The sequence below is a fragment of the Halomonas sp. GD1P12 genome (genome assembly GCF_025725645.1).
In the GTDB taxonomy this organism is placed as follows: domain Bacteria; phylum Pseudomonadota; class Gammaproteobacteria; order Pseudomonadales; family Halomonadaceae; genus Vreelandella.
The window spans coordinates 2,376,269-2,390,938 of sequence record NZ_CP107007.1 but is presented as its reverse complement, the minus strand read 5'-3'; the positions used below and the strand labels follow the sequence as shown (position 1 = coordinate 2,390,938).

Annotated in this window: 9 protein-coding genes; 5 read left to right on the top strand and 4 right to left on the bottom strand. The window is 63.7% G+C overall.

Features of this window, described 5'->3' with window-relative positions:
• Positions 1-3 precede the first annotated feature (3 nt).
• Both OCT39_RS11025 and OCT39_RS11020 read right to left on the bottom strand, forming a co-directional pair.
• Positions 4-996, bottom strand: a complete 993-nt coding sequence (locus OCT39_RS11025; RefSeq protein ID WP_263584519.1) for a hypothetical protein — start codon at positions 994-996, stop codon at positions 4-6.
• Between the two features lie 78 nt (positions 997-1,074).
• Complete coding sequence (locus OCT39_RS11020; protein ID WP_263584518.1) at positions 1,075-2,487, bottom strand: MBOAT family O-acyltransferase; 1,413 nt, start codon at positions 2,485-2,487, stop codon at positions 1,075-1,077.
• A gap of 184 nt (positions 2,488-2,671) precedes the next feature.
• On the opposite strand from OCT39_RS11020, the gene OCT39_RS11015 reads away from it, so the two are divergent.
• The 5 genes from OCT39_RS11015 (at position 2,672) to OCT39_RS10995 (ending at position 10,214) form a co-directional block, all read left to right on the top strand.
• Positions 2,672-3,466 carry an ABC transporter permease gene (locus OCT39_RS11015; RefSeq protein WP_263584517.1) on the top strand — a complete coding sequence of 265 codons (795 nt, stop codon included), beginning with the start codon at positions 2,672-2,674 and terminating at the stop codon, positions 3,464-3,466.
• A complete protein-coding gene (locus OCT39_RS11010) occupies positions 3,463-4,716 on the top strand; it encodes an ABC transporter ATP-binding protein (protein WP_263584516.1) in 1,254 nt (417 codons plus the stop codon). The genes OCT39_RS11015 and OCT39_RS11010 overlap by 4 nt, the downstream gene beginning before the upstream one ends.
• Complete coding sequence (locus tag OCT39_RS11005; RefSeq protein WP_263584515.1) at positions 4,716-8,126, top strand: glycosyltransferase; 3,411 nt, start codon at positions 4,716-4,718, stop codon at positions 8,124-8,126. The genes OCT39_RS11010 and OCT39_RS11005 overlap by 1 nt, the downstream gene beginning before the upstream one ends.
• Positions 8,127-8,199: 73 nt before the next feature.
• Positions 8,200-9,261 carry a GDP-mannose 4,6-dehydratase gene (gmd, locus tag OCT39_RS11000; RefSeq protein WP_263584514.1) on the top strand — a complete coding sequence of 354 codons (1,062 nt, stop codon included), beginning with the start codon at positions 8,200-8,202 and terminating at the stop codon, positions 9,259-9,261.
• 32 nt (positions 9,262-9,293) lie between these two features.
• A complete protein-coding gene (locus tag OCT39_RS10995; protein WP_263584513.1) occupies positions 9,294-10,214 on the top strand; it encodes an NAD-dependent epimerase/dehydratase family protein in 921 nt (306 codons plus the stop codon).
• A gap of 29 nt (positions 10,215-10,243) precedes the next feature.
• On the opposite strand, the gene OCT39_RS10990 is transcribed toward OCT39_RS10995, so the two are convergent.
• Together OCT39_RS10990 and OCT39_RS10985 are read right to left on the bottom strand one after the other, a co-directional pair.
• On the bottom strand, positions 10,244-11,167 hold the full coding sequence (locus tag OCT39_RS10990) for a glycosyltransferase (protein WP_263584512.1): 924 nt from the start codon (positions 11,165-11,167) through the stop codon (positions 10,244-10,246).
• A 5-nt stretch (positions 11,168-11,172) separates the two neighbouring features.
• Complete coding sequence (locus OCT39_RS10985) at positions 11,173-14,664, bottom strand: glycosyltransferase (protein WP_263584511.1); 3,492 nt, start codon at positions 14,662-14,664, stop codon at positions 11,173-11,175.
• Between the last annotated feature and the right edge of the window lie 6 nt (positions 14,665-14,670).

Sequence of the window (14,670 nt, the reverse complement as noted above, 5' to 3'; positions counted from 1 at the left end):
CGATTACTCCCCCAGGTGCTCCCCAACGTCGCCAGCGCCTGGCGGCACGGCAGTTGGGTAATAGTGCCGACACTGCTCGAAGGGCTGGTCGTCAAGCCACTCGATCAAGCGCTGCGTGTGTCGCGTGCGCGCTTCATCGACCAGGTGATAGTTGGTATCGAAAAAGTCGTCCGCCCCGTACATCGCGGCTTCCGGCTTGCCTACCCACTTGAGCCCTGCACGGCGTATCTGAGCCGGAAGATTGGTATAGAAGTTCGCCTCGATAGGGGAGTCGGCGTAGTACGGCTTGTACAGTAAAGGCGCCGGCAGGAATATCGGGCAGGCGCCTCTGGCCAGTACGTTGTCGCGAAAGGCGCGCAGCGTCTGGCCATCGAAGCGGCCGCGGCGCGCCGTTTCACCGTAGGTTTCGGCGTTCAGCGAATTTAAAAAACGCCAGTGGCGCGGCTCGCGTTGTGCGCGGGCGGTGCCGGTCTGGTCGCCGCGCAGGTCCAGATGATGTGCACCGTAGTCGCCGTTGACCGTAAAGCCTTCGGGCACGCCTCGGTAGCCTTCCAGAAGGCGGCGCAGCGAGGTCTGCGCAATGACCCCGAGCGCGCGCTTTAGCGGTAGCGCCCAAAGGGCCTCGGGGTGGCTGTTCGCCCAGTGCACCAGCGACGCCGAGACGGCCTCGTTGCGGTTATAAAGCGAATACTCGAGCGGTAAAAGCACAAGGTCACCTGCCTCGATGACCGGCTCGGCGCTTGCCAGTATCACCGGTAGTGACAGCCCTGCGTTGACGCCCAGGTTGACGGCGGGGCGCCCGAAGGCGGTTTCCAGAGCGCCGCTGTCGATACCGAACATCGCCGACGATCCGGCCACGATCAGGATTTTGGGTGAGGGCAGTGCCTCGGCCCTGGCCAGTTTGTAACTCAGCGCGCCTTCGATCCACGCGTTATTGGGGTGAGCGCGCCCCAGCTGGCCCGCCCACAACAAAAGCCAAAGGCACAGTGCGCCCAAAGCACCCGCCAAAAGCCCGGCCCAAAAGCGCTTTGTGGTTGGTTGTGTGCGTATCGCTAAACGTCGTGTCATCAGCATTCAAAAGTTGAAATACAAAAAGGCCTGGCCTGGCAGATCGACCATCGCCTTCGCCGCGGCCATGAAAAAAGCGCCGGCTACCGCGCCTTGCCACCAGGCACGTGTGGGCTTGGCCAGCCACCTTGCCCACACCGCGCTTCGCGGCGTGAAAAAGGCGATGAACGAGCCGAGCAGCAAAAGCGCACTGCTGGTGCCCAGCGCCATAACGCGCTGGGTCAGGTCGCGGTAAAGATCGCCAAGCGCCCCCCACTGCCACTGCCCAAGGCCTGCGTAGAGCGCGACGGTATGCGAAAGGCTCTCGGCGCGAAAGGGCACCCAGGCCAGCATGACCAGTGAAAGCGTCAAGAGCCAACCCAAGGGGCGCGGCAGGCGCAGGCAGGTAAAGCGTTGCCACAGCAGTAGCGCGGTCAGCATTAGCCCGTGCAGCCCGCCCCAGAGTAAAAACTGCCAGCCGGCACCGTGCCAAAGCCCGCCCAGCAGCATCGTCACCATCAGCGCCGCAATGTGGCGGGGCAGGCCATGCCGGCTGCCGCCCAGAGGAATATAAAGATAGTCGCGCAGAAAGCGCGAAAGCGTGATGTGCCAGCGCCGCCAGAACGCCTGGATATCACCGGCGCGGTAAGGCGAGGCGAAGTTTTGCGGCAGTCGAACGCCAAACAAGAGCGCAAGCCCCATCGCCATGTCCGCATAGCCGGAAAAATCGAAATAGAGCTGCAGCCCAAAGGCCCAGCCCGCCACCAGCGTATCGCCGGCCACGATGGTCTGCGCAGGCAGCGAAAAAAGCCTCTCGACCAGCGGTGCCAGGTTGTCGGCCAGCATCAGCTTTTTGCAAAGCCCGAAAGCCAGGAGTACCAGGCCCACGCGCACCTGAGCAGACGAAGGGCAGCCAAGGCGGGAAAGCTGCGGCGCCAGGGCACGATAGTGAACGATCGGCCCGGCGATCAGCTGTGGATAAAAACTCACGAATACTCCGTACAGCGAGGCCTCGTGCAGCGAGCCGGTTTCTCGCCGGGCGTGGCCCCGGCGAACGTCCACCAGGTACGCGATCTGCTGAAAGGTAAAAAACGAAATGCCCAGGGGAAGCACCAGCGGGCTCAGCGAGTGGGGCGCTATATGCAGCGCCGACAACAGAAACACCGAGTACTTGAACCAGCCAAGCAGGCCCAGATTGAAAGCGACCCCTACCCAAAGCCACCCACGCTGCCTGACTCGCCCGGCCAGCCAGTAATTGACGCCAATGCTTGCCAGCAAAAGTGGCAGCAAGCGGATGTCCCACACCGCGTAGAAGAGAAGCGACGCCACGCCGAGCCAGGCCAGCAGCAGCCTCGGCAGCGCACAGCGCGCCAGTAGCAGATAGATCAGCCAAACGGTGGGCAGATACAGCAGTAGAAACGAAGGTGTGCTAAAAACCATGCGCGAGCGCCAAAACGTTGACCGGCCAAAGCGCTAGAGCACAGCGCGAGCGTGAGCATACCATAGCGATGTGCGGCGAATATGACAGCGCGGTGTGATTAGGCCAGCAGTGGTGTGACCACAGCACTTGGCTTAACATTGCGCGCAGATGCCGCCTGACCAGCACGGGAAAAAAGGGAAAACCATGCTTGCATCCCTCAAGGGAGCCTGGCGTTATCGCCAGTTCATCGCCACCTCGATTCGCCATGAGTTGGTGACGCGCTTTGCCCGAAGCCGCATCGGCGGTGCCTGGATGATTATCCACCCGCTGGCCATGGTGCTCATCTACGCGCTGGTGCTATCAAAGGTGCTGTCGGCGAAACTGCCCGGTATCGAAAGCCAGTACGCCTACGCCATTTACCTCACCGCGGGCATGCTGGGGTGGAGTCTTTTCAGTGAACTGCTCACTCGCTGTCTGGGGATTTTCATCGACAACGCCAATCTGATGAAAAAACTGGTCTTTCCCAAGGTGGCGCTGCCGCTGATCGTGACCGGTTCGTGTTTGATCAATAACCTGGCGCTGTTTCTGGTCACGCTGGTGGTGTTCGCAGCGCTTGGCCATTTCAACGCTGCCACCCTGGCCTGGGTGATGGTGCTCACCGGTATCACGGTGCTTCTGGGCCTGGGGCTTGGCATGACGCTGGGCATACTCAACGTGTTTCTTCGCGATATCGGCCAGCTCATGCCCATCGTGCTGCAGTTTCTGTTCTGGTTCACGCCGGTGGTCTATCCCGCCGAGATCGTCCCCCAGGCGCTGCAAACGCTGATCGCCTTCAACCCCTTGTACCACCTGGTAGGCGCCTACCACGACGTGCTCGCCTACGGGCAGGCACCCTCGCTTGTGGCCCTGGCGACTTTGACGGCGCTGGGCTTGGGCCTTGTGCTCTTTAGCGCGCTGCTATTCGAGCGGGCGAGCCCGGAAATGGTGGACGCCCTATGAGCGCGCTTTTGGAAGTACGCGAGCTTGGCAAGGTGTACCGCCGGTTTCCCAACGAGCTGTGGCGCATCGTGAGCTGGTTTAGTTCGGTCGCGCCCGCCGCCGAAACCTGGGTGCTACGCGATATCGGCTTCGACATCGCCGCCGGCGAAGCGGTGGGGATCGTCGGGCAAAACGGCGCGGGCAAAAGCACGCTGCTCAAGATGATCACCGGCACGCTCGTCCCCAGTGAAGGCTATGTGCGCACCCGCGGGCGCATCGCGGCGATTCTGGAGCTCGGCATGGGCTTCAACGGCGAGCTGACCGGGCGCCAGAACGTGCTGCACTCGGCGGGGCTGATGGGCTTTGGCCGAGCCGATATCAGCGCGGCAATGGACGACATCGAAGCCTTTGCCGAAATCGGCGACTATTTCGACAAGCCCATGCGCGTTTACTCCAGCGGTATGCAGATGCGCGTCGCCTTTTCGGTGGCCACCGCCTTTCGCCCCGACATTTTGATCGTCGATGAAGCGCTTTCGGTCGGCGACGCCTACTTTCAGCACAAAAGTTTCGACCGCATTCGCGAGTTCCAGCGGTTGGGCACGTCGCTTCTGATCGTCTCCCACGACAAGGCCGCGATTCAGAGCCTTTGCGACCGTGCCATCCTGCTGGAAAAGGGGCGGGTGCTCCAGGACGGCCCGCCCCAGGACGTCATGGATTACTACAACGCGCTGATCGCGCAAAAAGAAAACGATAACGTCGAGATCAAACCGCTCGAGACCGGCCAGATCCAGACCCGCTCTGGCAGCGGCGAAGCCCGCATCGAACGCGTCAGCCTGCACGGTGAAAACGGAGCGGCCATCGACGTGGCCGATGTCGGCCAGCCGGTCGAGCTGCAGGTAGCGGTCAGCATTCACGCACCGCTTGCCGAGCTTGTGCTGGGGTACAAGCTCAAGGACCGGGTCGGCCAGGACGTGTTCGGCACCAACACCTGGCACACCCACCAGGTCGAGCGAGACGTGGCAGCGGGCGAGCGCTTGATCTACCGGCTGCGTTTTGACGCCAACCTTGGCCCAGGCAGCTACTCGGTGTCGCTGTCACTTCACAGTGGCGACACCCATTTGAGCCACAACTACCAGTGGGTCGACCACGCGCTGGTGTTTCAAATGATCAACGCCGAAAAGGACTTTTTCCTCGGCAGCAGCTGGGTCATGCCGGTGATCCAGTGTCAGCGTCACGGCGCGCCCTATCCAGCCTCCAACGAGTCAGCGTAATGGATTTCTATACCCGTTTTACCCACCACTTTCGCGGCGATGAAAGCGTCATCAAGGCCCGGCTGGAGGTTTACCTGCCCGTGCTAGCGCCGGTTCTGGCGCGCTATCCCACCGCGCCGGTGGTCGACCTGGGCGCCGGGCGGGGTGAGTGGCTCGAGCTGATGCGCGACAACGGCTGGCCCGCCAGCGGGATCGATACCAACGAAAGCATGGCCGGCGAGTGCAACGCACGCGGGCTGAGAGTCGATACACGTGACGCCCTGACCGGGCTTCAGGCCCTGGAGGACGACAGCCTCTCGGCGGTAACCGGCTTTCACATCGCCGAGCATCTGCCGTTCGACGATCTGGTGGCGCTGGTGCAGCAGGCGCACCGGGTGCTACTGCCCGGTGGCGTGTTGATACTGGAAACGCCCAACCCGGAAAACCTCACCGTGGGGCTTTGGAGCTTTCATCTCGACCCGACCCACCAGCGCCCACTGCCACCGCCGCTTCTGCACTTTCTCGCCACCGATACGGGCTTTGCCAATGCCCGCATTTGGCGACTCAACGGCCCCACGCCGCCAAAGGATAGCGCCCCGGTGCGCGACTATCTGGACTGGGTCGTTTCCGCCTACCCGGACTACGCGCTGATCGCCCATAAACACACCGATGACGAAAGCGCGCCCTGGTTCGAGTACTTGGAAACCCAAGCCCAAACGCAGCAGGGCAGTCTCGACACGCTAGCGGCCAAAATCGAGGCTCAGGCCGAGGCGCTGGCGGATGAAACCGACAGGCGCCAGCGTTACCAGGCGCGGGTCGAACAGCTCGGTGAGGAGCTGGAGGGCGTTTATCGAAGCCGCTCCTGGCGGCTGACAAAGCCGCTGCGCGGCGTCATGCACACCCGGCGTCAACTCGCTGGCGCTCAGGGCCGACTGATACGCAAAACCGCGCAAGTGCCCTGGCTCAAGCGGCCGGCGCTGGCCGTTCTCAACCGCTTTCCGGCGTTGAAAATGCGCGTGCTTAAGCAGATGGCCGGGAGCAGCGAGCTTTTTAGTCGTAAGGGGCAGTTTCGCCCGGAGGATTTCGTCGATCTGGACACGCCCGTGCGCGCTCGGGTGCGCGTTGAGGCGCTGACACTGCGCGATACCACCGCCAGCGTATCGGCCCTTCGCGGCCTGCGCCTGGAAGGGCACGTCAACGGAAGCTACAGCCTGGCCGCGGTCAACCGCCACCTGCTCACACGGCTCGCCCAGAGCGACAACCCCCCGGCGCTGTGGCTTGCCCCCCACGAGGCCTTGCCGGAAAAGCGCGTCAACTCAACGCCTGGCGGCGAGGCGGAAGCCGCCCGTCTCAACGGCCTGCTCGACCCCAACCCCTGGCAGGCGTTAGCCCCCAATGAGCGCATAGCGCTTTATCACCGCTACCCGCTCATAACACCCGACCCTGCCTTTGGAACGGCCGTGGCGCTGTTTTTCTGGGAGGAGTCCGCGGTGCCGGCGGACATGATCGACACGCTCAACCGCCACTATCACGGCGTGATCGTAACCGCCTGGTTCGTCAAGAAAGTGCTGATGGATAGCGGCTGTAGGTTGCCCATTCACGTCGTTACTCTGCCGCTGGTGGAAAACCCGTTGGCCGCCGAGAGCCAGGCGCTGGATCTGGAGCGGGCAAGCCAGGGGCGCCCGGTACACCTGCTGCACGTCTCCTCGGCCTTTCCGCGCAAGGGTGTAGACGTATTGCTGCAGGCCTTCGAGCGTCTGGCAGGCGAAGACTCGGCGCTTACCCTCACGCTCAAGAGCTTTCCCAACCCGCACAACCAGGTCGAGGCGCTGATCGAAACGTACGTGAGCAGCGCCTACCGCCCGCGGCTCACGCTCATCATGGAAGACTACAGCGCCGAGCAGATGGCCGCGCTGTATCAAAAGGCCGATATCGTGGTGCTGCCCACCCGTGGCGAGGGCCTTAACATGCCCGCGATCGAGGCCGGCGAGTTCTCCCGCGGGCTGGTCGTCACCGGCTTTGGCGCGCACACCGACTTCCTGAGCGCCGACACGACCGGCTTCATCGACTACTGCTTCGATCACGCCCAGTCGCACTTTCAAAACGACCAGGCACTGTGGGTCGAACCCGGCGTCGACAGCACCGTGGCCGAAATCACGCGCCAGGTGCAGGCACTTCGTTTGGGCGGTAAACATGCCTACGCGGCCCCAGTGGCGCTGAACGAGGCCATTCGCGCGCGCTTTTTCGCCCCCGGCGCGGTGGCGTCGATTCTGGCAGCGCTGGCCCGGCTCAAGGCGCTGACGAACACCGCAGCCCCTGCGCTTTCCGTCAGCCTGTTTTCCACCTGGCGCGAAGCCTGCGGCATCGCTCAGTACAGCGACCACCTGCTCGAGGCGCTTTCGCACGACGACGCCATCGCGCTCACCGTGCACGCCCCGACCGCGCCGCTGGATGGCGCCGCTTATCCCGTTCGCGTTGCCGAAAAGAGCTGGCAAAAGGGCGCAAGTCCCGCGCTTTCTGGGGCCTCGGGCAACGTCGTCTGGTTGCAGCACCACTTTGCCTTTTTCGAGCTCGACACCGCCCTGGCGAGGGAAGTGGTGCGCTGTCGCGAGCAGGGCAAGCGGGTTTACATCACCCTTCACACCACGCGCCCGTTGATCGATTTCGACACCGCCCGCCGCCGCGCGGCGGCTGCCACGCTGGCCGAGTTCGACCGCGTGTTCGTCCACACCCTGGACGATCTTAATCACTTGAAGCGCATCGGCCTGACCGACAACGTAACTCGCATGCCTCAGGGCGTGGCCCAGAGTTGTGAGGCCACCGTTGAAGCCACTCCCTCCAACGGCGCGCCGATCATCGGCTGTTTCGGCTTTTTGCTGCCCCATAAGGGCGTCAATACGTTGATCGAGGCCTTCGCCGCGCTGATAAAACGCCAAGCGCTGCCCGAAGGCGCCAGGCTACGCCTGGTAACCTCGGTACGCGACGAGCCCGCCTCCCAGGAAGAGCTTGCGCGCTGCCAGCGCACCGCCAAACGGCTCGGTGTCGAGCGCTACCTCGAGTGGTACACCGATTTCATGCCTCTGGACGAGGTGCAGCGCCGCTTGGCCGAATGTAGCCTTGTGGTGCTGCCGTACCAGTACACCCAGGAGTCGAGCAGCGCTGCGGTGCGCACCGCCGTGGCGGCGTGCCCGATGATTTTGACCACCCCAGCGCCCATTTTCGACGAAGTGGCGGGCGTGGTGTGGCAATCTGACGGCTTCGAGCCCGAGGCGATCGCCTCGGCGGTTGTTCACGTGCTCAGCGCCAACGAGCAGGAGCGGGCGGTTTACCGCCAGGCGCGCGCTGACTGGCTCGAACAGCGCCGTTGGGCCACGCTTGCCCGGCGTTATCAAGCGCTGATGAACGCCGCGCTCGTTGACCAAAAACTGTAACACGCGGTGATTACACTCTGTTACCTTTAAGCGCCAGCAGCGGGCGCAACGGTTTGAGTGAGGCGAGCATAAAATGATGGGCGAGCATAAAAAGAGCGGCGCGTTGACCGCGATCGTCACGGGGATAACGGGGCAGGACGGCGCTTATCTGGCCGAGCTTTTGCTGGAGAAGGGCTACACCGTGTACGGCACGTTTCGGCGCACCAGCTCGGTGAATTTCTGGCGTATCGAAGAACTCGGACTCCAGGGGCATCCCAACCTGCACCTGGTCGAGTTCGACCTGACCGACCTGTCCGCCAGCATTCGCCTGCTGCAGCGCTGCCGGCCGCAGGAAGTCTACAACCTCGCGGCCCAGAGCTTCGTCGGGGTCTCGTTCGACCAGCCCATCACCACCGCCGAAATCACCGGGCTTGGCGTGGTCAATCTGCTGGAAGCCATTCGCATCGTCGACCCCGCCATTCGCTTTTACCAGGCCTCCACCTCCGAGATGTTTGGTAAGGTGCAGGAGGTGCCGCAAACCGAATCGACGCCGTTCTACCCCCGAAGCCCCTACGGCGTGGCCAAGCTCTATGCCCACTGGATGACGATCAACTACCGCGAATCCTATGGCCTGTTTGCCGCCTGCGGCATTCTGTTCAACCATGAATCGCCGCTGCGAGGGCGCGAGTTCGTCACGCGCAAGATCACCGACGGTGTGGCGCGTATCAAGCTTGGCCTGCAACCCCACTTGGCGCTGGGCAACCTGGACGCCAAGCGCGATTGGGGCTTTGCCCGCGAGTACGTCGAGGGCATGTGGCGTATGCTGCAGGCCGATGAGCCGGACACGTTCGTGCTGGCCACCCACCGCACCGAAACCGTGCGCGATTTCGTGACGCTCGCCTTCAAGGCAGCGAACATCGAGCTTCGCTGGGAAGGCGAGGGCGAAAACGAGATCGCCCAGGACGCGGCGACGGGCGAAACGCGGGTGGTGATCAACCCCGAGTTTTATCGTCCCGCCGAGGTCGAGCTTCTGATCGGCGACCCGGCCAAGGCCCACCGCGAGCTTGGCTGGAAGCCCGTGGTCCCGCTGGAGACGCTGTGCAAAATGATGGTCGAGGCGGATCTGCTGCGCGTGCAACAAGGCGTCAGCGTCTGAGTCGCCGATCACCTTTTGGTAAGGGAGCCACCATGACCACGAGCCTGGTCACCGGCGCCAGCGGCTTTACTGGCCGCTACCTCGTCGCCCATTTGAAGCGCCAGGGCCACCGTGTAGTGGCCTTGGCAAGCACGCCCTGCGGCGCCGATGAAACGCATCACATTGATCTAAGCGATGCCGCGAACCTTTCTCGTCTCGTGCAGCAAAGCGCACCGGACCAGGTGTTTCACTTGGCGGCGCTGTCGTTTGTGGGCCACCCGACACCGCTCGATTTCTATCGCGTCAACGTGCTGGGCACCGAGAACCTGCTGGCCGCGCTGAGCGGGCTGGCCGCGCCGCCCAGGGTGCTGCTCGCCAGCAGCGCCAACGTCTACGGTGCCAACGGCCAGGCGGTTATCGATGAAAGCGTGGCCCCCTTGCCGGTCAACCACTACGCCCACTCCAAGCTCGCCATGGAGCACGTTGCGCTTACCTACGCCCAAAAGCTCCCCTTGTTGATCGCCCGGCCGTTCAACTACACCGGCCCCGGCCAGGCGGGGCACTTTCTGGTCCCGAAAATCGTCGCTCACTTTCAGCGCCGCGAGGCGGTCATCGAGCTTGGCAACACTCACGTCAGCCGCGACTTCTCGGATGTGCGCGACGTCGTGGCGATTTACGCGCGGCTTTTGGCGCACTGGCCGCAAGGCGCAAGGAGCGCCAGCGTGGTCAACGTGGGCAGCGGCCAAGCGGTATCGCTGAAAGCGCTGATTCAAACGCTCGAGCGGCTGGCAGGTCACGCCATCGAGATTCGCGTCAATCCGGCGTTCGTGCGCGCCAACGAGATTCCCAAGCTCAAGGCGTGTACCCAGCGTTTGAACGCCTGGGTACCGGGACTCGAGCGAACCCCGATCGAGCAAACCCTGACGGCGATGCTGGAAAGTCAGATGATAAACGATGCCCGAGGCAAGCAGTGAACGCCAGGGTAGCGCATTGGCCCCAACATCTAGCCCCAAAACCGGCGGTGCATGGAAAGGCGGCGCTTCAGGCTCACGGGAAGGCGGTTTTCCGCCTTGCCCAGCCGGTAGCCCAGGTACTTGAGGCAAGTTCTGAGCCCGGCCTCGGGCAGGCGCCAGGGGGCGTGACGCAGTAAATAGCGGATTTCCGAGCGCACGAAGCGCCCGCCTTCGCCTTCCGCCTTGCCCAACCACGCCAACAGCCAGCCCTCGCGGTGGTGCAGCACGCCGATATCGAAGTAGCGCTTGAACTCCTGGCCCAGCGAGTAGTTGTGCGAATGGTGAACGCACGCCTTGGCGCAGTAGGCGAGCTGCCAGCCGTTTTGTAAAAGCCGCGCACCGGCAATCATGTCCTCGCTCAGGATGGTGCCGGTGGGAAACCCGCCCGCCGCCAAAAGCGCCTCGCGCCGGTAAGCGGCAAACGAGTTGGATAAAAACGCCGTTTTGAGGCCAAGCGTTGGAATGTCGGCTTCGTTCACCACTCTCGATTCTTCCGGGTAGTTAAAAAGCCTTGCGTGGGCGGCAATGGGCGTGGCGTCGTCGTGCGGCAGCTGGCGACCAAAAACCGCGCCCACGTGGGGCGCCTTGAAAGCCTCATTCAGCGCTGTCAGCGCGTTTTCATCGGCCACCAGCGCGTCCTGGGTCAGAAACACCACCACGTCGCAGTCGGCCAGTAGCTCGAGCGCACGCTGGCGGGTGCCGCCGTGATCGAACGCGTCGCGCGCAATGTGCTGTACTTCCCAACCGCGCTCCGCGGCCAGCGAAGCGGTGGCGTCACTGGAGCTCGAGTCGATCACCAGCCGGCGGTGGGCTGCGGCCAGCGCCGGCTCGGCCCGGTTCAGCCATTCAAGCCAGCTTGGGCCCGCGTTGAGCGTCGGCACGCAAACTCCGAAACGTGGCGTATGCAACCCCATACCCGCTACGACTCCCGCAGCAAGCGGCTTTTCACCTTGCGCTGCCAGCCCGCCGGCACGTGCCGCGATAGCCCGCGCAGCAGCGGCCTTGCGCGTAGCCAGTAAAGTGTCGACACCATCGCCTTGCGCACGCGCATGGTCGTGGTGTCTTTTTGTGCCGCGTGTACCTGCCAGTGCGAGGGGAGTGCGGCAAGCTCGGCCTCGGGCCGCGCCGGGGCAATGGGCGTCACGTAGCGTTTGGCGTAGAAATCCGCCTGACCGTTGTCCCAATCGCCAGGGGCCGCCGTTTCGATGGTGTTGGCCGCCCGCGCAGGCAGCCCTTCGAACCATTCACACCACTGTTCGGCGGTGCTGTCCCAGGCCAGCAGCCAGGAACAGGGCCGCGCCTGAAGGCGTTCCGGCAGGGCGCCCAGGTTGCTTGCCACCACCGGCAGGCCCAGCTGTAAACAGGTGCTCAGCGTATAGCTGTAGGTTTCCGGCCAGATCGGCGGGAACCAGGCAACATGGGGCTGCCACGCGCTGACAAGGGCGGCCAGCTCGTCGTCGCGGTAGGCACCGGTGACGCTCAGGTTGGGTAGCGGCTTGAGCGAGCGGTAGGCGAATCCAAACAGTTTGAACTCGATGTTCAGCCCTTTTTTGCTGGCAAGCGCGGCCACACTTTCGAGCACGTCCGCGCCCTTGATGATCGAAAGCGCGCCGATCACCGCCACGCGAAGCGGCTCGCCCTCCACGGGCGCCTGCCAGGCAGGCGCCGGGTAGCGAACGCCTTCCTGGTCCGGGTGAACCGCTACCTGAACCTCGAGTTCGGGAATGTAGCCCTTGAAGCGCTCGGCGGCGTCCTGGCTTGGCGAAATTACCCGGTCGCTTTTGAGCAGCCAGGCCGCGTGGCGCTCGCGCCACTGGGTAATGGTGCTGCCGTCCGGCGCCGGCTGCTCGGAAAGGCACTGCCGGCACTGCTCGACGCCTTTCTCACCGCAGTAGCGATGATCGATCGGCGTCAGTGAAATTTGCGGGCACACGGCGTAGTAGTCGTGAAGCGTCACGTCCTGGGTGGCGCCCAGGGCGCCGGCGAGGTCGAGAATGCGCTTATCGAAGCCCAGCACGTGATGAAAATGCACGTGAGTCACGCCCAGCGCCTTGAGCATGTCGACCAGTTCGTCAAAGGCGTCCGGCAGCACGTAATCCAGCGCCATGGATTCGGCCTCATCGAGCATGGTCAGCCGCGCCCCACCCACCGGGCTTGGCCGCAGCATCAACCACTCCACTTCGCCTTTCAGCGTGGCCGCCAGCTCTTGGCAGTGGCGCTCGGTGCCGCCGCCACGCTGATGATTGACCATCAAAACGCGCGGTTTGGCGCTTTTTCGAAGCCGCGCCACGTCGATGTTCAGCCGCGCCTGGCGGGCCGGGTCCACCCCGATGAACGTGTGTACGCGAGATTCGTAGTCCGGGTGCAGCTCGTGCAGCACCTGCAGCGCCTTGGTCACGCGCTCCGGCTGGCTTTCGCCAAAGCTCACGCTGCCCTTGTGCCAGGCGAAGACGTCGAGGGCGTGCAGGTGGCACCAGCCGGCTTTTAGCGTGCGCATACAGAAGTCGTTCTCTTCGCCGTAGCCCTTGCCGAAATTCTCGACATCGAACAGACCCACGTCATTGAGCGCTTCGCGGCGAATGTACATGCAAAAGCCAATACCCGTGGGGATTTCCACCGCCTGGCCTTTGTTGGTGTCCGCTACCAGCCGGTCGAGCTCGGAAAGCGTGAAGCCTTCCGGCAGGTGGTTGTCCTCGCAAAAGCGCGGGTAGCTGCAGATGGTCGCGTTGTTGGAAAACGGCGTGACGCTCGCCACCGGCCGGGTCGTGGGGCGGTAGGCGGCGTCTATAAGGCGGTCCAGCCAGTCGTTGACCACTTCGGCGTCGCTGTTGAGCAGCACCACGTCAGCACTTTCCGAGTGGGCCATGCCGCGGTTCACCGTGCCCACGAACCCCAGGTTCTCCTCGTTTTCCAGCAGCAGCATCGGGCGGGTCTTCGCCACCTCGCGAAGCCACTCGGTCAGCGCCGGCTCCGGGCTTGCGTCGTTGATCACCACCAGCCGGTAGGCGTGCTTCGAGTTGGAGGCCCACACGCTCTCCAGGCAGTCGCGGGTCTCGTCCAGGCCCTTGTAGACCGGCACGATGACATCCACCGCGCCCACGGGGGTTTTCTGTTTGGCGCGGGCGATCGGCAGGTCGTCGTCCGGTGAGGCGAAACGCTCCTTGAACGAGCCGTTTTTCAACGCTCTGAGTTGCTCGGTCAGCCAGCGAAGCGGCGCGGTCAGGCGCATCGAGCGCGAATGGCGCAGCGCGTGAAGCTCTTCACCGAGCACATGGGCGCGGTGCTCGGCATCGGCACGGGCTTGCTCGAGCGCGAGACGCGCGTGATCGGCCCCGGCCAGGCGCTCATGCAGGTGGGTGCTTTGCTCTTCGAGCGCCGCGTGGCGCTCGCGCAGCGCTACGAGCGCGTTGGCGTCCTGCTGCAGGGTGTCGATACGCGAAAGCGCCTGCTCGTGCTCCTTGCCCAGCGCATCGAGCTTTTCCCACACCCCACCGTGGGCCTGGTGAAGCTCGCTGTGAAGGCTCTGAAGCTTCTCGTAATGCTCACGAAGCTCCAAAAGCTTGCCTTCGCGCTCATGATCGCGCTGGTGAAGCGCCGCCTCGCTTGCGTGAAGCTGACGGGTGTCCCACTCCAGCTGCTCCAGCCGGTCGACCAGTACGGCCATGCCGTTTTGCAGCAACGCCTCGTCCACCCGGGGGAGCCACTTTTGCCATACCGCGCGGCGGGCCGCTTGGAAGGCGTCGATATCGCGCTGCTGCGAAAGGCCAGACTCGCCCAGCCCCAGCCGGTAAGTCGCACTCGGCCCCGGTACGTGAACGAACGCACCGGTTTGCGCCAGCGTGAGCCAGAAATCCCAATCCTCGAGCTGCTCGAACTGCGTATCGAAACGACAGTCGTGCGCTTTCACAGCGCTTACGCGAAACAGCACCGCGTGAATCGGCAGCGTATTGTGAAGCAAAAGCTCGCCGGCCACCCAGGGCGTGTCCATGGTAGAAACCACCTCACCGGTGGTTTTCTCCAGCCGCACCCCGGCGTAGGCTGCCGGCGCCTCATCATGGGCGTCCAGCGCTTCGACCAGGCGTGCGATGTGATCGGGGTCGATCGTGTCGTCGTCGTCCAGAAACATCGCGTAGGGCGTCTGCACCGCTTCGAGCGCCTTGTTGGCCGCCTTGGCGCGGGGAAGGGGCGTGTCGGAGTCGACCAGCCGGCAGGGCACGTCGAGCGCGGGCAGCGCGCTATGCGGCTCGCCCTTGGCGTTGACGACCAGAACTTCCAGGCCCGCAAAACGCTGTGCCGCGATACCGGCCAGGGCGTCCTGAAGATGAGGGCGGTCCATGCTGCGGATCAGCAGGCTCACGCGCGCGGTGCTCGAGCCGGTGTTGACCAAAACGTTCGAATTAGACGATGACATAAACTT

Excerpts from the sequence above, each read along its gene's own strand:
- OCT39_RS11020 (WP_263584518.1), bottom strand. The coding sequence starts at position 2,487 with ATGGTTTTTAGCACACCTTCGTTTCTACTGCTGTATCTGCCCACCGTT.
- OCT39_RS11015 (WP_263584517.1), top strand. The coding sequence starts at position 2,672 with ATGCTTGCATCCCTCAAGGGAGCCTGGCGTTATCGCCAGTTCATCGCC.
- OCT39_RS11010 (WP_263584516.1), top strand. The coding sequence starts at position 3,463 with ATGAGCGCGCTTTTGGAAGTACGCGAGCTTGGCAAGGTGTACCGCCGG.
- OCT39_RS11005 (WP_263584515.1), top strand. The coding sequence starts at position 4,716 with ATGGATTTCTATACCCGTTTTACCCACCACTTTCGCGGCGATGAAAGC.
- gmd (WP_263584514.1), top strand. The coding sequence starts at position 8,200 with ATGATGGGCGAGCATAAAAAGAGCGGCGCGTTGACCGCGATCGTCACG.
- OCT39_RS10995 (WP_263584513.1), top strand. The coding sequence starts at position 9,294 with ATGACCACGAGCCTGGTCACCGGCGCCAGCGGCTTTACTGGCCGCTAC.
- OCT39_RS10990 (WP_263584512.1), bottom strand. The coding sequence starts at position 11,167 with ATGGGGTTGCATACGCCACGTTTCGGAGTTTGCGTGCCGACGCTCAAC.
- OCT39_RS10985 (WP_263584511.1), bottom strand. The coding sequence starts at position 14,664 with ATGTCATCGTCTAATTCGAACGTTTTGGTCAACACCGGCTCGAGCACC.